Below are 24496 nucleotides of genomic sequence, written 5' to 3' on the forward strand. Positions count from 1 at the left end.
CAAACTATGGTTTAGTGGTGTTTCTTCCACCAGACTATATCTCCTCCCCGATTGACTGATCGCATGCAATCTAACGCCGTCAGGCAGCGCGTCTCAGCTTTGAGAGTGAAAAAACCTCGCAATTTGAACTAATTAATGAAAACTTTTCTGCGCCCCCCTTATTACTCAAAAAAGCTCTAATCGTTGAAATATGCTTACTGAGAAAGGAATAAATTAATCCAACTAGAGGTGGCAAATGAATAAGCCATTTTGGGGTTTTGCGCTTAATCTGGGCATTATTGTAACGCTGACTGCCTGTGGCGGTGGCGGCTCAGGCAGTGATTCTGGCGATGCATCCGGCGGCAGCAGCCAGCTGGATCGTCAGGCCAGACTGACCTTCGTCAATACAGCCCGCGAGCAAGTGAATATTTTTGTACAAAACGGCTCCGATGCAAGTACCGCCAGCTTGTTCACCCCAGACAATATGCAAGGCGGCCCGATCAGCGACAGCACGCACCGTGAGTATATGCACCGCTGGGGCGGCAGCTCGGCCCAGCCTGTCAGCATAGGTATCTGGGATACCAAATACCAGCTGGAAGAAGAACCGGCGCAGACGAATACCCTGCTCAATAATGGAGAGGATTGGTGGACGATTGTCTGGCTGGATGGTGAAACCACCAACAGCTTCAAAGTGTCCTCTGTCCGGCGCGATAACGATGATGACGTACCGGACGATCAGTACGGATTCAGAGTTTTTACCAATACCGACATCAAGATTGATTACCAGTCAGCCACAGCCACTGGCTCAACCAATGTCGCCGCCGGCAAAGTCTCGTCAACCATATTGATGGCAAACTGTGGTGATAAGTTTGAAATTTCAGCGACCAAAGGTCAGGACGGCGAGGTGGTGGATCCGCAGCAACTGGATCTTTGTTTACCCAACCTGGAACCAGGGGATACTTACCTGCTGATTACCAGTGACGACGCCATTCTGTACGCAGTCGAAGAATGATCGCAGTTTCATGCGACAGCAGTATAACAACATCAATGCATCCATGATGACATTGGGCAATCAACAATAATAATTGGGAAAAATGCGCATTCGCCAGTACGGCAGTTTTTACTCGCAAGGAGAGCCTACATACAACAAAGCGGTCGGTGTTCTCAGTCACTCTATGTCATGCGCTTTTTGGGGAAACCAGAGTGCATAATGAGAATAAGCACCCACAGATTCAGTAGGCAGCGGTGGCAACGCCCCAGACATTGATTATGTCTGGGGCTCTTTTCTTTATGCCGTCACCAGCTCCGCCTGTTCAGCACGTTTCAGAAACGCATAGGTGGCACCCGTCAGAATCGTTCCTGCCGCAATTGCCACCAGATACATCAGCACAGGTGTAATCGCGTTAGGAATGAACAACACAAACAGGCCACCATGTGGTGCCATCAGTTTTGCCCCAATCAACATAGACAATGCACCGGTTAACGCGCCGCCAGCCATGCAGCTTGGAATCACACGCATGGGATCGCGAGCGGCAAATGGAATCGCCCCTTCAGAGATAAAGCACAATCCCAGCACGAAAGAAGCTTTACCTGCTTCCTGCTCTGGTAGTGAAAACTTGCGCTTAGCCAGGAAAGTCGCCAGCCCCATACCCAGTGCCGGTACCATACCGGCTGCCATCACGGCCGCCATCGGACCATAGGTTTGTGATGCCAGCAGGCCGACACCAAAGGTATATGCGGCTTTGTTGACCGGACCACCCAGGTCAAAACACATCATACAGCCCAGCAGAATCCCCAGCAGCACAGCGTTGGTCGAACCCATGTTGTTCAAAAACTCGGTCAGCCCGTTCATGGCCGCAGACACCGGACCGCCAACGATGTAGATCATCACCAGTCCGGTGATCAGGCTGGCTAGCAAGGGAATGATCAGAATGGGTTTCAGTGCTTCCATCGAAGAGGGTAAACGCACGTTTTCGGCAATCAGCTTGGCACTGTACCCCGCCAGGAAACCGGCCACGATACCACCAAGGAATCCGGCCCCGGTTGAACTGGCCAGCATGCCGCCAATTAAGCCCGGTGCCAGACCCGGACGGTCCGCGATAGAGTACGCGATATAGCCCGCCAGCACAGGAACCATCAGTGCAAAGGCCGAGCCGCCGCCAATCTGCATTAATGCCGCTGCTAAGGTACCCTCTTCTTTAAACGCTTCGATACCAAACACAAACGACAGGGCGATAGCCAGACCACCGGCAACCACCAATGGCAACATGTGCGATACACCCGTCATCAGATGCTTGTAAGGGCCGGTTTTCTCTTCTTTGGCTGACTCTGTGGCCGCGCCGGATGCTTTGCCATGAAACACTGAAGCAGAAGCAAAAGCATTGTCGATTTCCTGTCGGGTTTTCTTCAATGCGGCACCGGTACTGGTTTTATACAGTCGCTTTCCTTCAAAACGCGACAGATCCACTTCTATATCGGCAGCAATGATCACCAAATCAGCCGCTGAAATATCTTCAGCCGTCAGCTGGTTCTTGGCTCCTACCGAGCCACGGGTTTCGACTTTGATGCTATACCCCTGGCGCTTCGCTTCTTCTTCCAGCGCTTCTGCTGCCATAAAAGTGTGTGCGACCCCTGTCGGGCATGCCGTAATGGCAACAATGTGCTGTGCCGCAGAAGCTGGTGCGGGTTCTGCAATTACGGGCTCTGCCTTCGCCAGCACAGTTGCCTGCGATACCGCCGATTGCAGAAAGGCGTTAGGATCAGCAAGACAACTTGCCATGCTGCCGCGATAGACTTTCTTACCGACAAAACGGCTCAGATCGACCGGGCTGTCTGCAATCACTACCACAGCATCTGCCTGTTCAATGGCAGTCTGTGATAAGGGGGTCACCGGCATAATACTGGACTGGGCTTCAATATCAGCCTGCCAGTTCAGTGCCTTCGCCGCCTGCTCCATTAAACCGGCCGCGATGACCGTATTTGCGATTCCGCTTGGGCAAGCGGTCAGTATTGCTATCTTCATGTCGTCACCTTTGTCATTCAACAATTCACGTTTTGGCCAACAGGCTACTGGTTACTGATCTGAACACTTTCCAACGTTTGATTAAGCAGCGCGTCATCGGGTACGCCGACCCCTACCTGGGTCACCGCCAATGCCGACAAAGCCGTTGCAAACGCCAGTGTTTCTTGTTTATTCCATTGATTGAGGTAACCCCAGCATAAGCCAGCCACCAGGGTATCCCCGGCGCCAACGGTGCTGACGACCTCCATGCCTGGCGGTTGTGAGTGCAACCAGCCAGACTCATCCAGCCACATCACGCCTTTTTCGCCCAACGACACCACAACATTCGCGATATCCTGACGATAGAGCGTTTCCGCAGCGCTTTTCAGCTCAGCGGGTGTTTCCAATGTCTTGCCGCACCAGGCGGACAACTCTTCATCATTTGGCTTCACCAGCCAGGGCGAAGCCGTCAGGCCGGCTTTCAGGGCCTGATTGCTGCTGTCGAACAGCACCTTTTTGCCCTGCGCTTTTAACTTTTTGATCCAGGCGGCGCAGGTTTGCGGACTCAATCCCGCCGGCAGGCTGCCAGCAATCACAAACACCTCATGTTGCTCAGCCAGCTCGAACAATTTGTTCTCCATGGCGGCCACATCGTCCTGGCTGACAGTCACACCGGGAAAGTTGATGTCACTGACGCGGCCACTGGCTTCGACCAGTTTGACATTAATCCGGCTTGCCCCCTGTACGCGGACAAACGCGTCTTCAATACCGTACTGGCTGAAGAGTTCACAAAACGGATCCTGATTTTCGGTGCCCAGCAAACCGGTCACAGTCACGGCAGCGCCCAGCTCGGCCAGCACACGGGCGACATTGACCCCTTTTCCTGCCGGGTGCAGAGACCCGCGTTCGACCAGATTGACTGTACCGGCTTCCAGCACAGATAAACTGCCGGTTAAATCCAGCGCCGGATTAAGATTCACCGCCACCACTTTCGGCTGAGTGTCATTTCGGGTTGCCTGAGTATTCATCTATCTGCCCTCACCCAGTCCGGCAGCAATCGCATCACCGATGGCCGACAGGGCTTCAGGAGCATCCGAACCGTCAGCGATAAATTCCAGTTCATGACCATGCTTGACGCCCAGCGCAATCACTTTCATCAGGCTCTTGGCATTGACCGATTTGCCATCGCCCTGCAGATTTTTCACTTGAATAGCCGATTCGAATTTCTTCGCCACGCTCACCAGCATAGCGCCGGGACGGGCATGCAGGCCGTGCGCATTACGAATCTTAAACACCGCTGTGTTTGCCTCATCGCTCGCTGCTGGCTGAGCGTCTGTAAACAAGGCCGGCAGTTGTGCCGCATCGGCTTCAAACAAGGTGTGCAGCTGGTTCTGGTACATCTTTTGCGCCAGCAGGTTCAGCGGTTTATGACAGGCCGCGTTACAGGCAGCCAGCATGAGCAAGCCTTTCACCGGTTGTTCTTGGTGGATGGATTGTTCTTGGTGGATGATGTCTTGTGACGGCGTCACAAAAGACAAGGTCGTGCGGCTAACCCCTTTGCTGCTTCTGGCCAGCCACAGTCCCTGCCCCAGATACGAAGCACCCTCGGCTATCACATCAGCAACAAATGCGTTATCGGCGGCCTGCTTATTTTTGATCAAGCCAGCAGCTACCGCTGTCAGCTGCAGTAAATCAGTCGCCGGAAAATGCAGGGCAATCAGTGACTCATCAAAATCGGCTTCCAGCTGAGTGTCGCCATTGAGCAATGAGATTAAAGCATCGGCAGTGCTGCATTGCCGGATCTGCTCTGCCACACCGTCTGCCGACAACACTTTAGTCAGTTGTTTCAGTATCCCGAGGTGTTCATCCGATTTCGCAGCAATGCCAATCGCCAGATACACAGTATTACCGTCACCCCAGTCGACACCCTGCGGGTAATGATGAATTTTCACCCCGGTTTGCTGAACAAGACCCCGGGTATCGGTTGTACCGTGAGGGATCGCAATCCCGCTGCCGAGAAAGGTCGAATTTTGCGCCTCGCGCGCCAGCATGCCTTTAACATAGCCTTCAGACACCAAGCCTTGCTGTGTCAATTCACCGGCAAGGGCAGATATTGCAGCGGTTTTATCTTTGGCTGATTGATTCAGCACTATGTCTTGTTGCGTCAGTGACAACATATGTTTCACTCCCCTGTTTGTTCTCACCGGCTCTGGGGGCCGGATATACTGAGTGTTTTTTTGTCTGATAACCGATTCATGCTCAACAACAGCTGAAGTTAAGCTGAAACGATTCAGCAACGAGGTAAATAAAAAGTTTCAGCGGTGTACCAGAGAGTATAGAATATCTGAGAAGACAGCGCTGAAACCTTTCAGCCATGATGCTGGATCGATTCAGCAAGAATTGCAAACAATGGACATTGGATCCGTTTTCAATCTATGATCCACCACACACTTTGCCTGATTTTCGAGTGAATGAGACACGATGAAGCTAGATGAAATTGCCAGACTGGCGGGCGTTTCCCGCACGACGGCCAGCTATGTGATTAACGGCAAAGCCAGCCAGTACAGAATCAGTGAAAAGACCCAGCAAAAAGTCATGGCTGTGGTTGATGAACACAACTTCAAACCCGACCATGCGGCCAGCGCGCTGCGGGCAGGCAGCTCACGTTCGCTGGGCCTGATCATCCCGGATCTGGAAAACTCCAGTTACGCAAAATTGGCCAAGCTTCTTGAGCGTGATGCCCGCAAAGCCGGTTACCAGGTAATTATCAGCTGCTCTGACGATGAACCAGAGACCGAAATGAAAGTGGCGCAGACACTGGTCGGACGGCGTATCGACGCGCTGATTGTGGCGAGCAGCTTACCTGCTGACAATGTTTTTTACCGCCAGATCCAGGACGCTGGTGTGCCGGTGATCGCCATTGACCGTGGCCTGGATGATGAGTTTTTTGCCTGTGTGATCAGTGAAGATCACGACGGTGCTTATGCGCTGACTGAGCAGCTCATACAAACGGACACTGCTACTATTGGCCTGATTGGCGCCGTGCCGGATCTGGGGATATCGCAACAACGGGAAATGGGATTCCATGCTGCCATCCGTGATCACCGGCCAGACATAGCGGTTCAGACACTGTATGGCACTCACTTCAGTCCGGAAGAAGGCCAGCGTTTGCTGCAAACATGGATTGACGGCGATCAGGTGCCGGACAGCATACTCATTACCTCCTATAGCTTGTTTGAAGGCATGCTGGACTGTTTTCTATCCCACCCCGAGCTGATGACCACCACCCAACTGGCGACCTTTGGTGATCACAGATTGCTGGATTTTCTGCCGATGCGCATACATTCTCTGCCACAGCAGTTTGAAGATATTGCTGACAGCGCACTGGAACTGGCGCTCAATGCCACCGCAGGGCGATACCGCGCCGGTGTCGAAGTGATTCCGCGGCAGCTTAAAATTCGCTGAGGGAGAAATACACGCCACAATCAATGGAATTCACCAATTGTGGCGTGCAGTACGATGATTATTCAGATTTGAAGCAGGGTAAACCTTGCTCGGCATACCAGCGTTTTAATTCGTTAATCACTGCTTGAGGCGAGTCTTCAATTCCACACATAGTCGGGTGGGTCAGCAACCCATACCCTTTGGGATGCTGAACTTTCTCGTCAAAAAAGTCTAAAAGAACATCGACATCTTCCTCGTCGGCATCAATTGTCTGCTCCAAAATCTCAAAAAATTCAGATTCAGTGTACTCTTGTAAGCTATTTTTCATTGTCAGCATTTCGTTTTCCCTTAGAGCCGTGGATCTCACCCCAGTGCAAGCGAGGTGTCACTACTCTTAAATTATCAATATTATACACATCCCCGCCGTGCTGAATTTCTTCAACGTGATGTAATGAGAATTTTTTGAGCTTGCCCCATTTATAATCTGGCAGTGCAGCAGGAGCCTTGCCTTTCAAAATCAATTTCTGGTTTCGAGTATCGAATTGCTTAAACAGCTGAGGGTCATTGGCAACCTCCTCCCAAAAGGCGGACTGCATATCAGAAAAACGTTTAAACTCCCGTCCTCTTAAACCATTCGCGATAGCTGTAGGTATATATTGTCCTTGCCCTTCATCAGCCGCCTTGCCCAGCCAGTACCCGTCTTCCCACGGTACATCTTTCCCTTTACCTGTGACAACACCCGGTTGATTACGCCTGTCCTCTTTGTAAACAATATAAATCGGCGCAATCCCTGAATCGTCAGGAAACACCAGGATCGCATCGCTCCAGTGTGCTTCCTCAGTTGCCGGATAGGTTTCAACCGTCGGGGTTGGACTATCCGATACCGGTGTGGTGTGAATATCCTCCGTCTCAAAACCGTCGTCATGATCCGGGGTCAGTTGCCACTCTGGCTTGCCCTCTTCATTCGGTGTCCAGGTAATACGTGGGCCGTTTTCCTCCAGCGCAACGGAGTAGCTGTTGGTCTTTTTATCCAGTCCGACATAACGTACCGGAATGCGGGTGTCATTCATGTGATACGCGCGAACCTGCGGGTAAGATTCGCCCGGCGCCGGGTCGGTCAGGCGGATGCGGATCCGGCTTTGCACGCTTTCCAGGTTGTGCAGTTCTTGTTCGGTATGCTGGGTGTCGTCATCGTGCCAGATTTTTCGCTGCATCATCAGCACTGAGGTAATGCCGCCGGAGGTCATCAGGCGGTAGTCGTCCAGCACACTGCCGAGCTTACCGGCCAGTCTGGTAAGGGCGATGGCGGCGTCCTTGTTGGCCGAACTGAATGCGTTGTTGCCAACCGCGCCGCCGGGATTGGCAGCGCGCACTACCCGAGAGGCCATCTGTACCTCAAGAGAGGCCGCGACCGGACTGGCATGAGCCGGGCTGAAAAACCACGAGAACGGCCCGAAATGGGTGATCGGCTCTGGCGATGTACCGGCGTTTGTGCACCCTTGCGGGATATCGCAGGATTTGGCAAACACCGGCGCTACCACCGACTTGATACGCACGACAGGAATATCTGCCGCCAGCCCGTGGGGGTACATCGGAATGATGCTGGTGTCTTCAATGCACGAACCGTCATAGTGATAACAAATGTTGAGCGGCTGATTAACATCGGCTGGCGGCACCGGCGGCCACTCCCTGACCGGCTCGGAAGCAGCCACAGCATCCGGTGATTGCACCGTCAGAATATGTCCCGCCTCCAGCAACAAGGGGTTTTCTTCATAGCCTGGATTCAAGTCCAGCAGTTCGCGGGCGGTGAGGCCGTATTGCCGGGCAATATCCGGCCATGACTCCCGCTGTCCGGTGGCCGGATCACGCTGTACCCGGTGGTTCATGGGCGCTGAGGGTTTAAAAGGTTTGCTGTCGTCCGCTGCCCGCTTAATGACTGGCTGTCGGATGGCGTCCAGCAGCGCACCGAGGTCGATTTTCACGCCGTTTTGTACCAGCCAGTCTTCACTCAGGTTATCCAGATGCAGGCGGGTGATCCGCTCGCGGCGATAGACCAGATACTGATTGTCTGCCTTCTGACCGCCCCGCTTCCACGGCAGCAGGATGGCACTCTGTACGCCATGATAAAAGTCCTCCCTAAGCTGATCATGAGTGGAATGCGTCGCCTCAAATGCCCAGCGCTTGTCACCAAGAATCTGGTATTCCTGCATCAACTTGCCGTCACAAAAATGGTAGAAGTAGCCCTGAGTGGGGTGGCCCAGACGCCCGTCAATTTCCACCGCAGGCATCACAGCCACGAAAGCGTCCTGGGCCTGACCGGCTCCTTTAGGATAAACGGTCACCGGCTCAACCGGAGTCACACCCAGCGATGAACAGGCGCGTGTCACGTACAAATGTTTCGGCTCTTCAACCCTGACGGCTGTGGTGTAGCGATAGCCCTGTTCAACCGGTTTGACTTGCCAGTTTGCCCGCTGGTTTTCTGCTTTGGTGTTGCCTAACGTAAATTCGCAATTGCTGTGCTTGCGCAATGACTCCGCCGAACAGGACAGATCAAAACTGTACTCGAACTGTGCCACTGTCTCCTGATCTTCCCGTACCGGCGGCGGAGGCGCAACGGCGCAGTAATCCTCAAGGGGCGTATAAGATGCCCTGGGATATCTTTTTTTCACTGAATCGTCATCCGCACTCACAACGCCTCCTTAACAAAAAAGCAGCGATATCAAACATTTTGCGCAATATATTACCACCGGCAGGCGGTTGCGGTGTGACGGTTTTTGAGGGTGTTTATCAGTGGAAATAACAGGTTTCAGGTTGCAAATTGCCGGTTTGGGGTGTGGAAATGAAAGATGGGGTTTTGAAGCGTTATCTTAATCAATACCCTGTCAGCTCCATGAAACCTAGTCCGTTTTGGCTGCCGGAAGCGCTAACCGGGCCTTCCCAATACGGGAAAAGAAACGGCAGTAATTGTTCTTCCCTCTGCGCCTGCACATCGAGATCGATCTGGTGTGCAGGCACTTGCAAATGCCAGCGGGTCGGAAATTCCCTGCCGGAGAGTGTGCTTGTCGCTATCGGTGTCAATGAAGCCTGATCAGAAGACAGAGCTATTGAACGGCCATCCGGCCAGCTCAGGCTGCCGAAGACAAAAGGATCATGCCGGGTACTGCGGAGCTGATAGAGCATGAGTGCGCGGCCATCATCCAGATGGAGAGAAAACCAGTCCCAGCCAGTTTGATGCTCAGACATCGCCTGACTGCTCCATTCGCGATCAAACCAGCCCTCACCTTTCACCGCCATTGTCTTGCCGTCGAGTGTCACAGCCCCGTCCAGTAACAAAAACGGCATGCTGTAGTAGTAAGACGCCAGCCGCGGATCCGTGGGGTCTTTCTGGCTGTAACCCGCCTCACCCTGTCTGACCAGATTGCCATAGCTCCGGATATTGAGCGTTGCGGCCATGCTGCTATCGTTCATGCTGCTATCGCTATTGGTGTTAGCACCGGTGTGGGCATCTGAATGACTGTCTGAAAACGTCAGGGTGGCGGGAAACGGCGATGACTCCAGTCCCTGCCAGCGCCAGTTATCCAGCCAGAGACGATACGGTTTTCCTTCCACACCGGCCTGACCAATGCCGCCGCGGGCAAACCGCTCTGCCTGCCAGCGTTTCTTCGCCGTCGTCACCACCGCATGCGCCATAAACCGCTGCGTATCTTGCCAGCCAGTGGCACCTTCTGAGCCTGAAAGCGGCTGAGTGGCGATGCGAAATAACGTCCACTGCACCGCAATCCACTGGCCTTGTGCAGTTTCCAGGTTGGCCGTCAGATACCACCATTCGGTGCGAAACCCCGGGTGACTCAGGTGATCTCTCGGAAACACCAGAGACTGACCGGGTAAGACCTGTTCAAAACCAGTCTGGCTCTGCTGCGACAGGATGTCTGCTGCCCGGTTTTCTGGCACACTCGTTGGTTCGCACCCCGATACGCCTGACAGGAGACACAACACTAAAGCAAGCGGTTTGAACCGCGCATCAGCAAGCAGCATCAAAATGCCTCCCTGAGCGACAGCATGGCGGAACGCTTGACCAGACGCCACACCGGCCAGGCACCGGCCAGCAGCAATGCGGTCAGCGCCGTCCCGAGTGTCAGCAGGTACTGAAGCGGGAAAAACTGCACAGGCATGGTCCAGCCAAAAGAATACTTAAGCACCACATCGATCAGCAGTTGTGCCAGCAGTAAGCCAAGGGGTAATGCAATCATTGCCGTCAAAACGCCAATGGCTGCTAACTGTCCTCCGCCGAGTAAGGCCAGTTCTTTACCTGTCATACCCATACAGCGCAGTAAAGCAAACTGTCTCTGGCGCGATAGCTCACCTGCGATTGTTGCAATAAACAAGCCACCGATTGACACCAACAGCGTGAGTTTGCCCAGCGTGGCTGTGACGACGAAAGTGCGGTCAAACACCGCCAGTGCCTGTGCCATGATATGCGCGTTATCGCGAACCTGATTAGACTTCAGGCCAAATGTTTCCTGCAAGCTGTTCTGAAAAACGGAAGTGTGATCTTTGTTGTCCAGGTGAATGGCAAGACTGACTTTGCCATCCTGTTGAAACAGCCTGTGCCATTGCTCATCAGACACAAAGATCTGGCTGTACGGGTTGCCGTAATCATAATAAATCCCGGCCATCAGCCAGTTCTCACCCAGCCTTAACGGTAAATCAACGCGCTGGCCGGGCTGCCATCCCCTTTTCAGCGCCAGAGATTCACTGGCGAGAAAGACTTTCTCTGTGCCGTTGTTCTGCAGCGCAGACCAGTAGCCGTCTATGTGTTGCTTCATGGGCAGCGCCTGTTTTTCACCGTCTGAACGGCCAACACTGAGCACCTGCAAGGTGTGCTCTTTCAGCTCGGCAGGGACTTCCTGTCGCCAGCGCCACCAAAGCTCGGTCACTTCCGGCTGTTCAGCGGCCCAGTTTGCTATTGCCGCGGCCTGAACCGTGGCAGGCTGCACATAGATATCGGCGGCCAGCCTCTGGCTCAGCCAGGTCTGAGTTGCCTGACGAAAGCTGCCCACCATGGTATCCATGCCTATAGTGGCTGCCAGCGCCAGCATAAAGGCCATCGCCGCCACGCCCCGGTAACTCAGGCTGGCGGCGGCATCACTGAAGAACCAGCGCAACCGTGGCGATTTCAACGTTCTGGCAATGGCTTTAAATGCCGCCCACAGTATAAATGGCATGATCAAACCCGCCGCCGCTAACAGACAGCCAATCAGCACAAAGCCGGCAAACTGGCTGTGATCGACAAAATAGACAATGACGGCAGCAATAATAAATACGCCGGACATACCTGCCTGCCAGATAAACTCTCGCCAGCTGCCCCGCACCATAGTCATATGCGCAGTCAGCCTGATCGGTTGGGTACGAATCAACCTCATTAACGGCCAGCCGCAGGCCAGCAAAGTGCCCAGAACCGCGATAACCAGACTCAGCGCGCCCCATTGCCAGTGCCATCCCGTTGTCAGCGCAATATTCGCCTGGTAGAGATCACTCAGGGTCACGGCGACAGAAGGTAATAACTGACGGGCCAGAACCAGCCCCAGCAGATTGCCACCCGCGACACCGATCATCAGCCAGATGACCACTTCAATGCACAAGGCGCCAGCCAGTTGCCTGCCGGTCACGCCAGCCTGGCAGAGTAAGCCGACCAAAAACTGACGCTGGGTTAACGACAATGACATCGCCTGGTAGAAGATGAACAACCCGACAACAAAAGCCAGCATCCCCATAGCAAACAAATTAAGGTGAAATGCCCGGGTGAGCGGTTCCAGCTGTGCACTGTCGTTTTCCGTCAGGATCAGACCGCCGGGCAGCAGGGTGTTGATATCCTGTTGCTCCTGAGCGCTCAGTGCACCGCACAGCACGGCAGTAAATCCTGAGCGGGGGAATAACTGCCTGATCAGCCCCATGTCCGCCAGTAAGCGGGAGCCCTGAATCCGGTTGTTTCCCACCAGCACCAGGCGTCCGACTGCATCGCCAGAATCCAGCGTCAGTAGCTGGCCCTCTGTCAGTCCTTTTATCGCGGCCAGTTCGCGGTTTATCCATACCGGATAAGGCTTTTGTGTCAGGGACAGTGCGCCTGCCACCTGACCATTGGACTGAGTGAACGGCAGCATCACAAACGGATCGATACCTGCCAGCGTCAGCTCACCGGCTTCAGCCGTCTGAATCCTGTGGGTTTCGAGGGGGATACATTGCTTATACCCCAGCCGCCTCAGCTGAATGTAAAAGCCCTGAGGCACAGTCATTCCAGCCTGATGATGCCGGATGGCATACCGAAACGGGTTATCAAATAACAGCTCGCCTTGTCTGTAACTGGCTCTGGCCTGCTGATTGACCGCCAGCACACCAACGAGCAAAGCAATCCCCATCATTAACCCCAGCAGCAAGAGCACTACCTGGAGAGGGTGGCGCCGGTAATGTCCCCACAAAGCATTAAAGACGGGGCTGCGCATTCAGTACGCCCCCTTTCAGCACTATGCTGCCGTTCATATGGGAAGCAACCTGCTTGCTGTGAGTCACCAGCAGCAGGGAGCAATCGAGCTGATCACAAAGTCCGGTCAGCAATCCCATGACGGCCCGGGCATTGCGCTCATCCAGGCTGCCCGTCGGTTCATCGGCCAGCAGGATGTCTGGCTCCATGTATAGCGCCCGCGCAATGGCGGCCCGTTGCTGCTGACCCCCTGACATTTCCTCCGGGTATCGCTTAAGCAAAGGTTTTAAATCCAGTGCAGAGATAATGGCTCGCCACAATTCAGGCTTTTCCGGCCAGCCTTTCAACTGGCGGCAGAATTGAATATTGTCTTGGGTTGTTAAGGTTGGAAGCAAATTAAACTGCTGAAAAATAAGACCAATATGATGACGGCGAAAAGCAGTGCGCTCACGTTCTGTCACGGCATGAATCGGGGTATCTGCCAGCCAGATTTCACCTTTGTCCGCCTTATCCAACCCTGCAATAAGATTGAGTAATGTGCTTTTTCCTGACCCGCTTTCCCCCATCAATGCAACCTGTTCGCCCCGCTGCAGTGTCAGTTCGGCTCCCTGAAGCACAGAATGATACTCATTGCCATCCTGATACCCTTTACAGAGATCAACAAGTCGCAGCATTCCCACCTCCGTGGACACAATACGGACTGCCTTCTTGACATTAATCGCCGCTTATCAGCCTGAAATCAATGTATTTTCAGAAAATGAATTCAGAAACTAAGTGTAGTACAAGGCTTAATGAACAGAAGGGATGATTAAAAACGCTGACTTGTCTCATCCGGATCACCCTACCCTCATCACGAAACACACTATCCTTATACAACAACCAGCAACGCCAATGTTCAGCATAGTGGCACAACTCCGCAGGACTGATACAGGGGTAGCATAAATGGCGCATCCGCTTATTAAGAAATCAACAAAAGCCGAGTTTGCCAACCTGGCAAATTACCGGCAAGGCTATGATGAATTCGATAGTACTTGTCCAGAAGGGCCTCAACTGGCAAGGCTACCGAAAGGCGGCCTGAATATTTGCTATGAAGCGCTGGACCGTCACCTCAACAGCCCTGTCGCCGACAAACTCGCCATACGCTGGATCAGTAAAAATGATCAGGTAACCGACTACAGTTACCGCACTCTGTGTCAACTCACCAGCCGTTTTGCCAGCATGCTCCCAGCCTTAGGTTTACCGACAGGTGCCCGTATTTTCAGCCTTCTCGGACGCCAGCCAGAACTCTATATCGCTGCGCTTGGCACGTTAAAAGCCGGATGTGTTTTTACGCCGCTATTTTCTGCTTTCGGGCCTGAACCCATCCGTTCCCGTATGGAAATCGGCGAAGCCCAATTACTGCTGACCACCCTCAGCCTGTATCGCAAAAAAGTGAAACCATGGCGTCACACCCTGCCAAGTCTGAAAGCCGTCATTTTAGTCGATGGTGACTCTGGCTCCGAACCCGGCTGTTACTTACTGACTGAATTAATGCAACAAGCCAATCCCGACTTTCCTTGCGTCGCCACGCAACCTGAAGACATGGCCCTGCTGCACTTTACCAGTGGGACGACCGGCAAGCCGAAAGGGGTGATCCATGTGCATCAGGCTGTTGAGTACCACCAGTTGTCGGCTTTCTGGGCGCTGGATCTGACACCCTCGGATATTTACTGGTGTACTGCCGATCCGGGCTGGGTAACCGGTACGTCTTACGGCATCATCGCCCCATTGTGCTTAGGTGTAACAATGATCATCGACGAGGCCGAATTTGACACAGAGCGCTGGTATCACCTGCTCGAGCAACAACAGGTGACCGTCTGGTATACCGCGCCAACCGCTATCCGGATGCTGATGAAAGCTGGCACCGACATTCGAAATCAGTATGACCTGTCTGCCCTGCGCTTTATTGCCAGTGTCGGTGAACCGCTCAATCCTGAAGCCGTCATTTGGGGTCAGACCGTCTTTTCTATCCCTTTTCATGACAACTGGTGGCAGACAGAAACCGGCGGCATCATGATTGCCAACTTCGCCAGTCAGGATATCAAACCCGGTTCCATGGGCCGTCCTCTTCCCGGTATCGAGGCGGCGATCCTGAGCCAGAATAATGATGAGACGAGAGAAGTGATCACCACGCCGATGCAAGTTGGCGAGCTTGTCCTCAGGCCCGGCTGGCCATCAATGTTCCGTGGCTACCTGCATCAGGAAGAAAAATACCAGCGCTGCTTTGCTAACGGCTGGTACCTCAGCGGCGATCTGGCTATGGAGGATGAAGACGGCTATTTCTGGTTTGTCGGACGCAAAGATGATCTCATCAAGTCCTCCGGACATCTGATTGGTCCGTTTGAGGTAGAAAGCGCTCTGATGGAGCATGAAGCCGTGGCGGAAGTCGGCGTTATCGGTAAACCGGATCCTGTCGCGGGTGAAATCGTCAAAGCCTTTGTGACGCTCAAACCCGGCTTTACACCCGATGAAGCACTGCAAAAAACCTTACTGGGATTTGCCCGCCAGCGTCTGGGGGCCGCCGTCGCACCTAAAGACATTGTTTTTCGCCGCAATCTGCCGAAAACCCGGAGCGGAAAAATCATGCGCCGACTGCTGAAAGCCCGTGAACTCGGGCTGCCTGAAGGCGATATCTCAACTCTGGAGAGCGATGAACAATGATCAGCAAACTCCATATCAACCGAACTCACTTACTGCATCAACTCAAACAGATGCTCAGGATCCGCCGTTTTGAAGAAAAATGTGCCGAACTTTATGCACTGGAGAAAATTCGGGGCTTTCTGCATCTCTATATCGGTGAGGAAGCCGTGGCAGTCGGTGTCATGAGCGTACTGACCGCCGATGATCAGGTGGTTGCCACTTACCGGGAACACGGCCACGCACTTGCCCGTGGAGTGAGCATGGGCAGCATCCTGGCTGAAATGTACGGCCGCACCACAGGGTGCAGTCGCGGACGCGGCGGGTCGATGCACCTGTTCGACCGGGCAACGCATTTTTATGGCGGCAATGCCATTGTCGGTGGCGGACTCCCTCTGGCAACGGGGTTGGCGCTGGCCAATAAAAAAATGCAGCGTCTGGCGCTGACGGCCTGCTTCTTTGGTGAAGGCGCCGTTGCTGAAGGTGAATTCCATGAAAGCCTCAATCTGGCGGCTTTATGGCAGTTGCCGGTGTTATTTATCTGTGAGAACAACAACTACGCGATGGGTACCGCCCTGACCCTGTCTGAGTCCGAAACCAATATCGCCAGAAAGGCCGATAGTTACGGTATTGCCGCCACACAGGTGGACGGCATGAATGTGGTCGATGTGGAGGCTGCTACCCTTGAAGCAACGGAGTTCATTCACAAACATCAAAAACCCTACCTGCTCGAATGTAAAACGTACCGTTTTCGTGGTCACTCCAGCTTCGACAGTCAGCTCTACCGTGAAAAAGAAGAAATTGCTCTGTGGGAAGAAAAAGGGCCAGTCAGGCAACTGGTGCAATGGATGAGAAACAACAGCCATTTACTGGACAGCGAATTGGATGAAATAGAAAAAGACGTTGAAAAGGAAATTCAGGCTGCCGTCCGTTTTGCTGAAGCCGGGGAGTGGGAACCGGTTGAAGATTTGTATCGGGATGTCTATAGCCCCCGGCAGACAAACAGTTAAATCGACTTGCGGGATAACCAAGATGGTTTCAGAAACAATGAGCTACCGGGAAGCATTACGCGCCGGTCTGGAAGAAGCACTGATTCAGGATCCCCGAGTCTTCCTGATGGGTGAAGATGTCGGCCGTTATGGTGGCTGCTATGCCGTCAGTAAAGGACTGCTCGCCCAGTTCGGGGCTGAACGCATTATCGACACGCCACTGTGCGAGTCCGGCTTTGTCGGCGTCGGCATTGGCGCGGCTCTCGGTGGCATGCGCCCGATTGTTGAAATCATGACGGTGAACTTCAGCCTGCTGGCGATGGATCAAATTGTCAACACGGCTGCTACCCTGCGTCATATGTCAGGTGGTCAGTTCAATGTCCCCCTGGTGATCCGCATGGCTTGCGGGGCTGGCAGGCAGCTGGCCGCTCAGCACTCGCACAGCTGGGAAAATTTTTATGCCCATATACCCGGTCTCAAAGTCCTGAGTCCGGCCACTCACAGTGATGCCAGATACATGCTGGGGCAAGCACTGGCTGATCCGGACCCTGTTCTGATTTTTGAGCACGTCATGCTGCTCAATGAACCCGGCACAGTCCCGCAATCCCCTGATGCGCCAAAAGAAAAAGCTCTGATTCGCCGCACCGGGACGGCGATTAGCCTGATCACCTATGGTGGCAATCTACCTAAAGTCCTGATTGCTGCCGAGCAACTACAACAGGATGGCATTTCTGCGGAAGTGGTCGATCTGCGCTGCCTGCGTCCACTGGACAAACCCACACTGCTTGAGAGCGTCAGCAAAACTCACCGTGCTGTCATCATTGATGAAGGCTGGCACACCGGCAGTCTGGCCGGTGAAATCAGTGCCATCATCATGGAAGAGGGATTCTGGCATCTGGATGCGCCGGTCAAACGGGTCTGTAGTGCCGAAGTGCCGATTCCCTATCCCCGGCATCTGGAGCAGGCTGCCCTGCCTCAGGTTGCACAAATTGTCACGACGGCCAAAGCCGTGATGGAAGGTCGCTGATGACTCACCAAACCTTTGACATTGTGATGCCTTCACTGGGTGCCGACATGCGTGACGGCATGCTCACGGAGTGGCTGGTTGCAGAGGGCGATCATGTCAACAAAGGTGACTCTATCGCCGTGATTGAAACCAATAAAGGCGCCATTGAGATGGAAAGCTACCACACCGGCACCATCAGCCGGCTTTTGGTACAACCAATGTCCACACTGCCTGTCGGGGCCATTCTGGCCAACATCGACCTTGACATTGAAACAGTCACAAACGCAGACTCTGACCTCAACACACAGCCACCTGAACAGCCACCGTTCCAGAGACAAGATCAACCTCTGGCGGCTCCCGCCGCTACGCCAGCTCAAGCCACAGACACCTCCGCACGCTCCGCGGCGAGTACTCCCCTAGCCTCGCCTGTTGTCCGGGCAATGGCGCGACAACAACAACTGAATCTGCAAGGCATCACAGGAACCGGCCCGTCCGGTGCCATTTTATTGCGGGATTTGAACACGACGCATCAGGCCCAGCAAAGCAATAACGCAGAAACACCAACAATATCACCCACAACCAAGACAACAGACACTGGCGCCAACCGCCGTAATCAAGCCGCCATGCGAGCAGCGATTGGCGCTGCGATGGAAAAATCCAAACGGGAAATTCCTCACTACTATCTGAGCCATGACGTCGATCTCAGCGCGGCACAGCAATGGCTGAGCGAGCAGAATGCCGGACGGGACCCTGAAGAACGCCTGCTGTTACCGGCCCTGCTCATTAAGGCCGTCGCCACGCTTCTGCCTCAATTTCCGACGCTGAACGGCTTCTACCAAAACGGGGGCTTTGTTCAGGCACAGGCCATCCATATCGGCACAGTGATCAGCCTGCGAGAAGGGGGTCTGATGGTGCCTGCCATTCATAACGCTGACCAGCTTTCGCTCAATGACACCATGCTGGCGCTCAGGGATATCAGCCTCCGCAGCCGGACCGGCCGACTGCGCAGCTCTGAGCTGACCGATGCCACCATCACTATTACCAATATCGGCGAGCGGGGGTGTGATGGGGTGTTTGGCATCATCTACCCGCCGCAGGTCGCGATCCTGGGTTTTGGCCGCTTGCGTCAGTCACCTCAGGTGAAAAACAATCAGATTGAAATCTGCGATACCCTGACAATCACGCTCAGTGCTGACCACAGAGTCAGCGACGGCATCCAAGGTGCCAAGTTTCTTCATGCGCTGTCTCAGCAATTACAACAACCAGAGCAATTATGAGCAAAGACGACATCAGGATCCTGATCATGGAAGCCATACAAAGTATCGCTCCGGAAATCATCGAAGCGGACATTGCCCCGGATGAGGATCTGCGCGAAGCATGCGATCTCGACTCAATGGATTTTCTTAACCTGTTGGCTGCTCTGAAGAAAAGCTGCGGTGTAAACATCCCGGAAACTGATTATCAGCACATCAGAACCTTCACGGGCCTGGTTGACTATCTGAATGAGCACTTAGCTTAGTGCAGCCTGGCAGACAGGGGGTTCCCCATTACACCTGCTGTCCGGTGCGAATACCGTGCAAGTGCAGGCGAAGCTGTTTCTCAATCTCGAGTATCGCAAAAAATACACATCCGACGACAAAGATAATCATCCCCTCCCAGAACGGAATAGCCACTGTACCGAAAAGTATCTGTAATGGCGGTAGATACGTCATGGCAAATTGGGCCACTGTGACACAGATAACTGTCAGCCAGACAACCTTGGTGCCTGCGATCAATTCCCATTTCAACGATGTACCATAAATATTTCTGATGAAAAACAGGTGGAATATCTCCATGACAACTAATGTATTGAGTGCAATTGTACGTGCCAGCTCTAAAGAATACGCCTGATCAACAGCGTAGGCATACATGCCGAACACGCCCCCAAGCAGCAGGACAGAAACAAAAACAATACGCCATGCCAACTCTCCGTTCAGCAATGGTTCATTGCGGGGACGCGGTGGCCGGTGCATGGTATTAGCCTCCGTTGGCTCAAAAGCCAGGGCAATCCCCAGAGTAATCGCGGTGATCAGGTTGACCCATAAAATCTGGATGGGCGTTATCGGCAGTGTCATCCCAAATAGCAGGGCTACCACAATCGTCAACGCCTCACCGACACTGGTTGGCATCGTCCAACTGATGACCTTTTTGATATTGTCGTACACCGTCCGTCCTTCACGAACCGCAGCGACAATTGACGCAAAATTATCATCCACCAGGACGAGTTCGGCGGCTTCTTTCGCCGCTTCACTACCTTTGAGTCCCATGGCTATCCCGGCATCGGCACGCTTGAGCGCAGGCGCATCATTGACACCGTCACCTGTCATCGCAATGGTCATGCCATGAGATTGTAATGCCATCACAAGCCGCAATTTATCCTCCGGGCTTGTTCGGGCAAAGATATCCGTATCTATTACAGCCGACGCCAGCGAATAATCATCCATGCTGTCAAGGTCGGTGCCCGTCAACACCTTGTCAGGGTTTTGCAAATGAAGTTTTTTTGCGATCGCGGCGGCGGTGCCCTTGTGATCACCGGTAATCATTTTTACCCGGATACCGGCAGTATGGCATTCTGCAATCGCTTCAATGGCTTCAGGACGCGGCGGGTCAATCAAGCCAACAATACCAATCAATATCAGATCCTGCTCAACATCAGTGAACTCTAGAACCGTGTGCTCCGGTGGCACTGATTTGACAGCAAAGGCAAGTACACGCTGTCCTTGAGCCGCAATTTCCTCAGCTTGTTGATGCCAGTAACTGACGTCAAAAGCTTTACTTTTACCAGTCACAGTGCGTTGCTGGGCACACATCAAAAAGATTTGCTCCGGTGCGCCTTTTACCGCAACTAACGCGTGGTTTTCGTGGTCATGATTGAGTGTGGCCATGAAACGGTGTTTAGCATCAAAAGGAATGGCATCAGTCCGCACCCAGCCTCCGAGTTCCGCCTGAATATCAATGCCAATTTTACCGGTCAGGGCAAGCAAAGCGCCTTCCATCGGGTCACCAACGACAACCCACTCCCCATCGTGATGGCGTAAAGAGGCGTCATTGCACAATGCAGCGACACGGCCAAGCTCTTGCAGGATAGCATCTTCACTCGTACTGACTGCCACTGCATTTAACCGGATTTCACCTTCCGGCTCGTACCCTATCCCACTCACTGAGAAATCATGGGCGTCGGTCACGACAGACACGGCCATCATCTCGTTACAAGTCAGTGTGCCTGTCTTATCCGTACAGATTACCGATACCGATCCCAGCGTTTCAATGGCCGGCAAACGCCGAACAATAACATTACGGCGTGCCATGGCCTGCACACCAACAGCCATAGTGATAGTCAGCACCGCCGGAAGTCCCTCTGGAATAGCGGCCACTGAGAGACCCACGACAGCCATCAGCATATCCGAGAAAGCAAAATTACCAACGAAATACCCATAGGCCAAAAGCACGGCTGCAATTAACAGAATCAGGGCAGTTAACCATCGTGCAAACACATCCATCTGTCTGAGCAAGGGTGTTGTTAGCATTTCAATAGTTGACAGCATGCCACTGATACGGCCGATTTCTGTGTCAGCACCGGTGGCAACAACAACTCCCCACCCCAGCCCGCTGGTCACAAGCGTACCACTGTACGCCATACACATTCTGTCACCGAGAGCGGTATTCATTGCAACGGCGTGTATGTCTTTCTTAACGGGGACCGACTCACCCGTCAGTATTGCTTCCTGAACCTGAAGGCCATTCACCTGAAAAAGCCGGAGATCGGCGGGCACCTTATCTCCGGCTTCAATCAACACTATGTCTCCGGGCACTAACATCTCGCCTTCTACCGTATGGCGCATTCCTTCTCGCAGCACCGATGCTCTCAGTGCGAGCATATGACGAATGGCATCCATCGCCTGCTCAGCCTTCCCCTCCTGAATAAAACCTATGACCGCATTCACTATGACGACGGCCAGAATCACAAGCGTATCTGCCACATGCCCGAGCATAGCTGTCATGGCAGAAGAACCAAGAAGCACGTAGATAAGAATATTATGAAACTGCTTCAAAAAACGAAACAGAGAATGTGGTTTTGGGGGCGTAGGCAAACGGTTTGAACCATAAATGGACAGACGTTTTGCCGCTTCTTCAGAAGAAAGGCCGTTTTTATGCGAATTCATTGCATCAATGGCATCTTCTGATGCCATTTCGTGCCATTCCCTCTTTTCCCGGCTCTCTGCTCGACGCTGCATTGTCTGATAAAACCCCTTTATCCTCTTAGCGCTTTGGCCACTACACCATTAATGGCAGGCTCTGATGAGGAATCAAGGCTGATAACAAGAAATCGATTATTCCAGCATAACTTGACTCACCTTTTGAGTGTGAACTCCTAAAATAAAATGAGTCTTAGCTCTGAGTCCATCAGCAACATCAGAATGTCCAAAAGGAGAGCAGTATGACTTCCGCCCACCACAACACTGCCAGCCCGCTCATTTATTGGTACCACCAACTACGCGTAACCGACATTCCTTTCGTTGGCGGTAAAAATGCCAGTTTGGGTGAAATGATTAGCCAGTTAAAAGAGACGGGCATAAAAGTGCCGGTAGGTTTTGCCACCAGCGCCCAGCTCTTTCGCGACTTTCTGAAACAAAATCAGCTTGATGAACCCATTGCCCAACTGCTGGCAGATATGACTGCCGGCGCTATAACGCTGACAGACACAGGCGAAAAAATCAGAGCACTGATCGCCCAGGGTCGTTTCACCACAGAGCAAGAAGAGGCTATTACCCTTGCTTATCAACAACTTTGTGAGCAACTGAAAACCGCCAATGTCAGCGTTGCGGTCAGAAGCTCAGCCACGGCTGAAGACCTGCCTGACGCCAGCTTTGCCGGTCAGCAGGAAAGTTACCTCAATATTTGCGGTCATGAACAGGTACTGCAGGCCTGCCAGCAATGCTTTGCCTCACTTTATACAGACAGGGCGATTGTCTATCGTCAGGAAAAAGGCTTTGCTCACCAGCAGGTGGCCTTGTCGGTTGGCATTCAGCAAATGGTGGAGTCTGAAGCAGCCGGAGTGATGTTCAGTTTAGATACTGAAAATGGGTTTCCCGATGTCGTGATTATCAATGGTGCGTGGGGGCTTGGGGAAACTATCGTTAAGGGTAGCGTCACACCTGATCGTTTCATGGTTTACAAGCCGCTTCTGGAGAAACCTGGCAAGCGCCCTATCATCGAAAAACAACCCGGCAATAAACAACTTAAGATGATTTATGCATCCCAACATCACAAAGATGATCCGGACAACGGCCAGACTGTCGTGCTTCCGACAACCGAGCAAGAACGCTGCGCATTGGTTCTGTCTGATGATGAAATTTTACAACTGGCTCGCTGGGCAGTGATTGTAGAACGCCATTACGGTTGTGCTATGGATATGGAATGGGCTAAAGACAGTCAGGGGCTCTATCTGGTCCAGGCCCGCCCCGAAACCGTGGAATCACAAAAGCAACAAGCTGTTCTGGTGAACTACAGTCTGAAAGAAAAATCGACCCTGTTGCTGGAAGGCGCCAGCGTTGGTAGCGCGATCGCTACGGGCCAGGTTTGTCTGATCAGCGATCCGCACCAGACCGATCAATTTCCGCAAGGTGCCATTCTGGTCACCGAAAGGACCGATCCAGACTGGGTGCCCTTGATGCGAAAAGCCGCAGGGATCATCACAGATACCGGCGGCCCGACCAGCCATGCGGCTATCGTCAGCCGAGAACTGAAAGTACCGGCCATTGTGGGTACTGAGCATGCGACCCGGAGCCTGACTGACGGACAAGCGGTCACATTAAGCTGTGCCGGCGGGACTGTCGGGCAAGTGTACGAAGGCATCTTACGTTATGACACCCAGCAGGTGAACCTGGATGAGATTCCGCGTACCCAGACGGCTGTAATGATTAACGCAGCCATGCCAGATGGTGTCTTTCGCTGGTGGCAGTTACCGGTTGACGGGATTGGTCTAACCCGGATCGAATTCATGATTTCAAGCCAGATCAGAGTCCATCCTATGGCACTGCTCCACCCCGAAAAAGTGACAGACCCAGCGGTTCGTCAAACGATCAACCAACTGACTGAAGGCTATGCTTACCCGCCGGATTACTTCACCCATCATCTGGGGATGGGTGTGGGGAAAATTGCAGCCTCACAATATCCGAAACCCGTCATTGTCAGAATGTCAGACTTTAAATCCAATGAATATCGGGGCCTGCTGGGCGGTGAATTCTTCGAACTCCACGAAGAAAATCCAATGCTGGGCCTGCGTGGGGCTTCTCGCTATTACCATCCGCTGTATCGTGAAGCGTTTAAACTGGAGTGCCAGGCCATCGTAAAGGCTCGCCAGGAGATGGGCTTTGATAACATCATAGTGATGATCCCATTCTGCCGTACTACCGGTGAAGCCGATAAAGTGTTGGATGTCATGGCTGAAGCAGGGCTGAAACGTGGTGAAAACGGTCTGCAGGTGTATGTGATGTGCGAGATCCCCTCGAACGTTATTCTGGCAGACCGGTTTGCACAACGCTTTGACGGTTTCTCAATCGGCAGTAACGATCTCACCCAGTTAGTTCTGGGGATAGACCGTGATTCAGCCGAACTAAAACCATTATTTGACGCAAGGGACGATGCAGTAAAAGAAATGATCGCCCGGGTGATCACTGTCGCGCACCAGTATGGCTGTAAGGTTGGGATCTGTGGCCAGGCGCCGTCAGATTACCCGGAATTTGCCGAGTTTTTGGTAAATTGCGGGATCGATTCGATCTCTCTGAACCCCGACTCTTTCGCCAAAGGGTGCCAGCAAATCGCGCAGGCAGAACTCAAATACCCAATTAATACTGCCGGCCACGAATAACCCGCAACAGGTC

17 protein-coding genes are annotated in these 24496 nt (G+C 53.1%); 8 read left to right on the forward strand and 9 right to left on the reverse strand.

Features of this window, described 5'->3' with window-relative positions:
- Positions 1 to 235: 235 nt before the first annotated feature.
- On the forward strand, positions 236 to 991 hold the full coding sequence (locus tag H511_RS0110680; RefSeq protein WP_027252281.1) for a hypothetical protein: 756 nt from the start codon (positions 236 to 238) through the stop codon (positions 989 to 991).
- 276 nt (positions 992 to 1267) lie between these two features.
- Here H511_RS0110680 and fruA read toward each other — a convergent pair whose 3' ends face one another.
- Genes fruA through fruB form a run of 3 tightly spaced genes read right to left on the reverse strand, consistent with a single transcriptional unit; the run spans position 1268 to position 5157 of the window.
- Complete coding sequence (gene fruA / locus H511_RS0110685; protein WP_027252282.1) at positions 1268 to 3001, reverse strand: PTS fructose transporter subunit IIBC; 1734 nt, start codon at positions 2999 to 3001, stop codon at positions 1268 to 1270.
- Positions 3002 to 3045: 44 nt separating this feature from the next.
- A complete protein-coding gene (pfkB, locus tag H511_RS0110690) occupies positions 3046 to 4008 on the reverse strand; it encodes a 1-phosphofructokinase (RefSeq protein WP_051288069.1) in 963 nt (320 codons plus the stop codon).
- Positions 4009 to 5157: a fused PTS fructose transporter subunit IIA/HPr protein gene (gene fruB, locus H511_RS0110695; RefSeq protein WP_027252284.1), complete on the reverse strand. Its 1149-nt coding sequence runs from the start codon at positions 5155 to 5157 to the stop codon at positions 4009 to 4011. It lies immediately after the preceding gene.
- Between the two features lie 304 nt (positions 5158 to 5461).
- On the opposite strand from fruB, the gene cra reads away from it, so the two are divergent.
- On the forward strand, positions 5462 to 6445 hold the full coding sequence (gene cra, locus H511_RS0110700) for a catabolite repressor/activator (protein WP_027252285.1): 984 nt from the start codon (positions 5462 to 5464) through the stop codon (positions 6443 to 6445).
- Between the two features lie 58 nt (positions 6446 to 6503).
- Here cra and H511_RS0110705 read toward each other — a convergent pair whose 3' ends face one another.
- The 5 genes from H511_RS0110705 to H511_RS0110725 all read right to left on the reverse strand — a co-directional run bounded on the left by H511_RS0110705 (position 6504) and on the right by H511_RS0110725 (position 13576).
- Positions 6504 to 6761 carry a bacteriocin immunity protein gene (locus H511_RS0110705; protein ID WP_036759461.1) on the reverse strand — a complete coding sequence of 86 codons (258 nt, stop codon included), beginning with the start codon at positions 6759 to 6761 and terminating at the stop codon, positions 6504 to 6506.
- Positions 6742 to 9114 carry a T6SS effector antibacterial DNase gene (locus tag H511_RS23150; RefSeq protein ID WP_051288071.1) on the reverse strand — a complete coding sequence of 791 codons (2373 nt, stop codon included), beginning with the start codon at positions 9112 to 9114 and terminating at the stop codon, positions 6742 to 6744. The genes H511_RS0110705 and H511_RS23150 overlap by 20 nt, the downstream gene beginning before the upstream one ends.
- A gap of 181 nt (positions 9115 to 9295) precedes the next feature.
- A complete protein-coding gene (locus tag H511_RS0110715; protein ID WP_027252287.1) occupies positions 9296 to 10459 on the reverse strand; it encodes a lipocalin-like domain-containing protein in 1164 nt (387 codons plus the stop codon).
- Positions 10459 to 12924 carry an ABC transporter permease gene (locus H511_RS0110720; RefSeq protein WP_027252288.1) on the reverse strand — a complete coding sequence of 822 codons (2466 nt, stop codon included), beginning with the start codon at positions 12922 to 12924 and terminating at the stop codon, positions 10459 to 10461. Before H511_RS0110720 ends, H511_RS0110715 begins: the two co-directional genes overlap by 1 nt.
- A complete protein-coding gene (locus H511_RS0110725; RefSeq protein WP_027252289.1) occupies positions 12905 to 13576 on the reverse strand; it encodes an ABC transporter ATP-binding protein in 672 nt (223 codons plus the stop codon). The genes H511_RS0110720 and H511_RS0110725 overlap by 20 nt, the downstream gene beginning before the upstream one ends.
- A 268-nt stretch (positions 13577 to 13844) precedes the next feature.
- On the opposite strand from H511_RS0110725, the gene acsA reads away from it, so the two are divergent.
- From acsA to H511_RS0110750, 5 genes are read left to right on the forward strand one after another with little or no spacing between them, the layout of a single operon-like run.
- A complete protein-coding gene (acsA, locus tag H511_RS0110730) occupies positions 13845 to 15602 on the forward strand; it encodes an acetate--CoA ligase (RefSeq protein ID WP_027252290.1) in 1758 nt (585 codons plus the stop codon).
- Positions 15599 to 16588 carry a pyruvate dehydrogenase (acetyl-transferring) E1 component subunit alpha gene (pdhA, locus tag H511_RS25020; RefSeq protein WP_027252291.1) on the forward strand — a complete coding sequence of 330 codons (990 nt, stop codon included), beginning with the start codon at positions 15599 to 15601 and terminating at the stop codon, positions 16586 to 16588. The genes acsA and pdhA overlap by 4 nt, the downstream gene beginning before the upstream one ends.
- Before the next feature lie 22 nt (positions 16589 to 16610).
- Entirely contained in the window at positions 16611 to 17594 is a 984-nt protein-coding gene (locus H511_RS25025; RefSeq protein WP_027252292.1) for an alpha-ketoacid dehydrogenase subunit beta, read from the forward strand.
- Positions 17594 to 18850, forward strand: a complete 1257-nt coding sequence (locus H511_RS0110745; RefSeq protein ID WP_027252293.1) for a dihydrolipoamide acetyltransferase family protein — start codon at positions 17594 to 17596, stop codon at positions 18848 to 18850. The genes H511_RS25025 and H511_RS0110745 overlap by 1 nt, the downstream gene beginning before the upstream one ends.
- Positions 18847 to 19092: an acyl carrier protein gene (locus H511_RS0110750; RefSeq protein ID WP_027252294.1), complete on the forward strand. Its 246-nt coding sequence runs from the start codon at positions 18847 to 18849 to the stop codon at positions 19090 to 19092. The genes H511_RS0110745 and H511_RS0110750 overlap by 4 nt, the downstream gene beginning before the upstream one ends.
- Positions 19093 to 19120: 28 nt before the next feature.
- Here the strand turns inward: H511_RS0110750 and H511_RS0110755 are convergent, their stop codons facing one another.
- Positions 19121 to 21802, reverse strand: coding sequence for a cation-transporting P-type ATPase (locus tag H511_RS0110755; protein ID WP_211225199.1), 2682 nt, complete (start codon positions 21800 to 21802; stop codon positions 19121 to 19123).
- 248 nt (positions 21803 to 22050) lie between these two features.
- Here H511_RS0110755 and ppsA point away from each other — a divergent pair, with 248 nt between their 5' ends.
- A complete protein-coding gene (ppsA, locus tag H511_RS0110760; RefSeq protein WP_081669248.1) occupies positions 22051 to 24483 on the forward strand; it encodes a phosphoenolpyruvate synthase in 2433 nt (810 codons plus the stop codon).
- Positions 24484 to 24496: the final 13 nt, after the last annotated feature.

This window comes from Photobacterium halotolerans DSM 18316, assembly GCF_000425165.1.
GTDB lineage: Bacteria > Pseudomonadota > Gammaproteobacteria > Enterobacterales > Vibrionaceae > Photobacterium > Photobacterium halotolerans.

Coding starts and splice junctions, on each gene's coding strand:
- H511_RS0110750 (WP_027252294.1), top strand. CDS start 18,847: ATGAGCAAAGACGACATCAGGATCCTGATCATGGAAGCCATACAAAGT.
- H511_RS0110705 (WP_036759461.1), bottom strand. CDS start 6,761: ATGCTGACAATGAAAAATAGCTTACAAGAGTACACTGAATCTGAATTT.
- ppsA (WP_081669248.1), top strand. CDS start 22,051: ATGACTTCCGCCCACCACAACACTGCCAGCCCGCTCATTTATTGGTAC.
- pdhA (WP_027252291.1), top strand. CDS start 15,599: ATGATCAGCAAACTCCATATCAACCGAACTCACTTACTGCATCAACTC.
- H511_RS0110755 (WP_211225199.1), bottom strand. CDS start 21,802: ATGGCATCAGAAGATGCCATTGATGCAATGAATTCGCATAAAAACGGC.
- cra (WP_027252285.1), top strand. CDS start 5,462: ATGAAGCTAGATGAAATTGCCAGACTGGCGGGCGTTTCCCGCACGACG.
- H511_RS0110725 (WP_027252289.1), bottom strand. CDS start 13,576: ATGCTGCGACTTGTTGATCTCTGTAAAGGGTATCAGGATGGCAATGAG.
- H511_RS0110720 (WP_027252288.1), bottom strand. CDS start 12,924: ATGCGCAGCCCCGTCTTTAATGCTTTGTGGGGACATTACCGGCGCCAC.
- H511_RS0110745 (WP_027252293.1), top strand. CDS start 17,594: ATGACTCACCAAACCTTTGACATTGTGATGCCTTCACTGGGTGCCGAC.
- H511_RS0110715 (WP_027252287.1), bottom strand. CDS start 10,459: ATGCTGCTTGCTGATGCGCGGTTCAAACCGCTTGCTTTAGTGTTGTGT.
- pfkB (WP_051288069.1), bottom strand. CDS start 4,008: ATGAATACTCAGGCAACCCGAAATGACACTCAGCCGAAAGTGGTGGCG.
- acsA (WP_027252290.1), top strand. CDS start 13,845: ATGGCGCATCCGCTTATTAAGAAATCAACAAAAGCCGAGTTTGCCAAC.
- H511_RS25025 (WP_027252292.1), top strand. CDS start 16,611: ATGGTTTCAGAAACAATGAGCTACCGGGAAGCATTACGCGCCGGTCTG.
- H511_RS0110680 (WP_027252281.1), top strand. CDS start 236: ATGAATAAGCCATTTTGGGGTTTTGCGCTTAATCTGGGCATTATTGTA.
- fruA (WP_027252282.1), bottom strand. CDS start 3,001: ATGAAGATAGCAATACTGACCGCTTGCCCAAGCGGAATCGCAAATACG.
- fruB (WP_027252284.1), bottom strand. CDS start 5,157: ATGTTGTCACTGACGCAACAAGACATAGTGCTGAATCAATCAGCCAAA.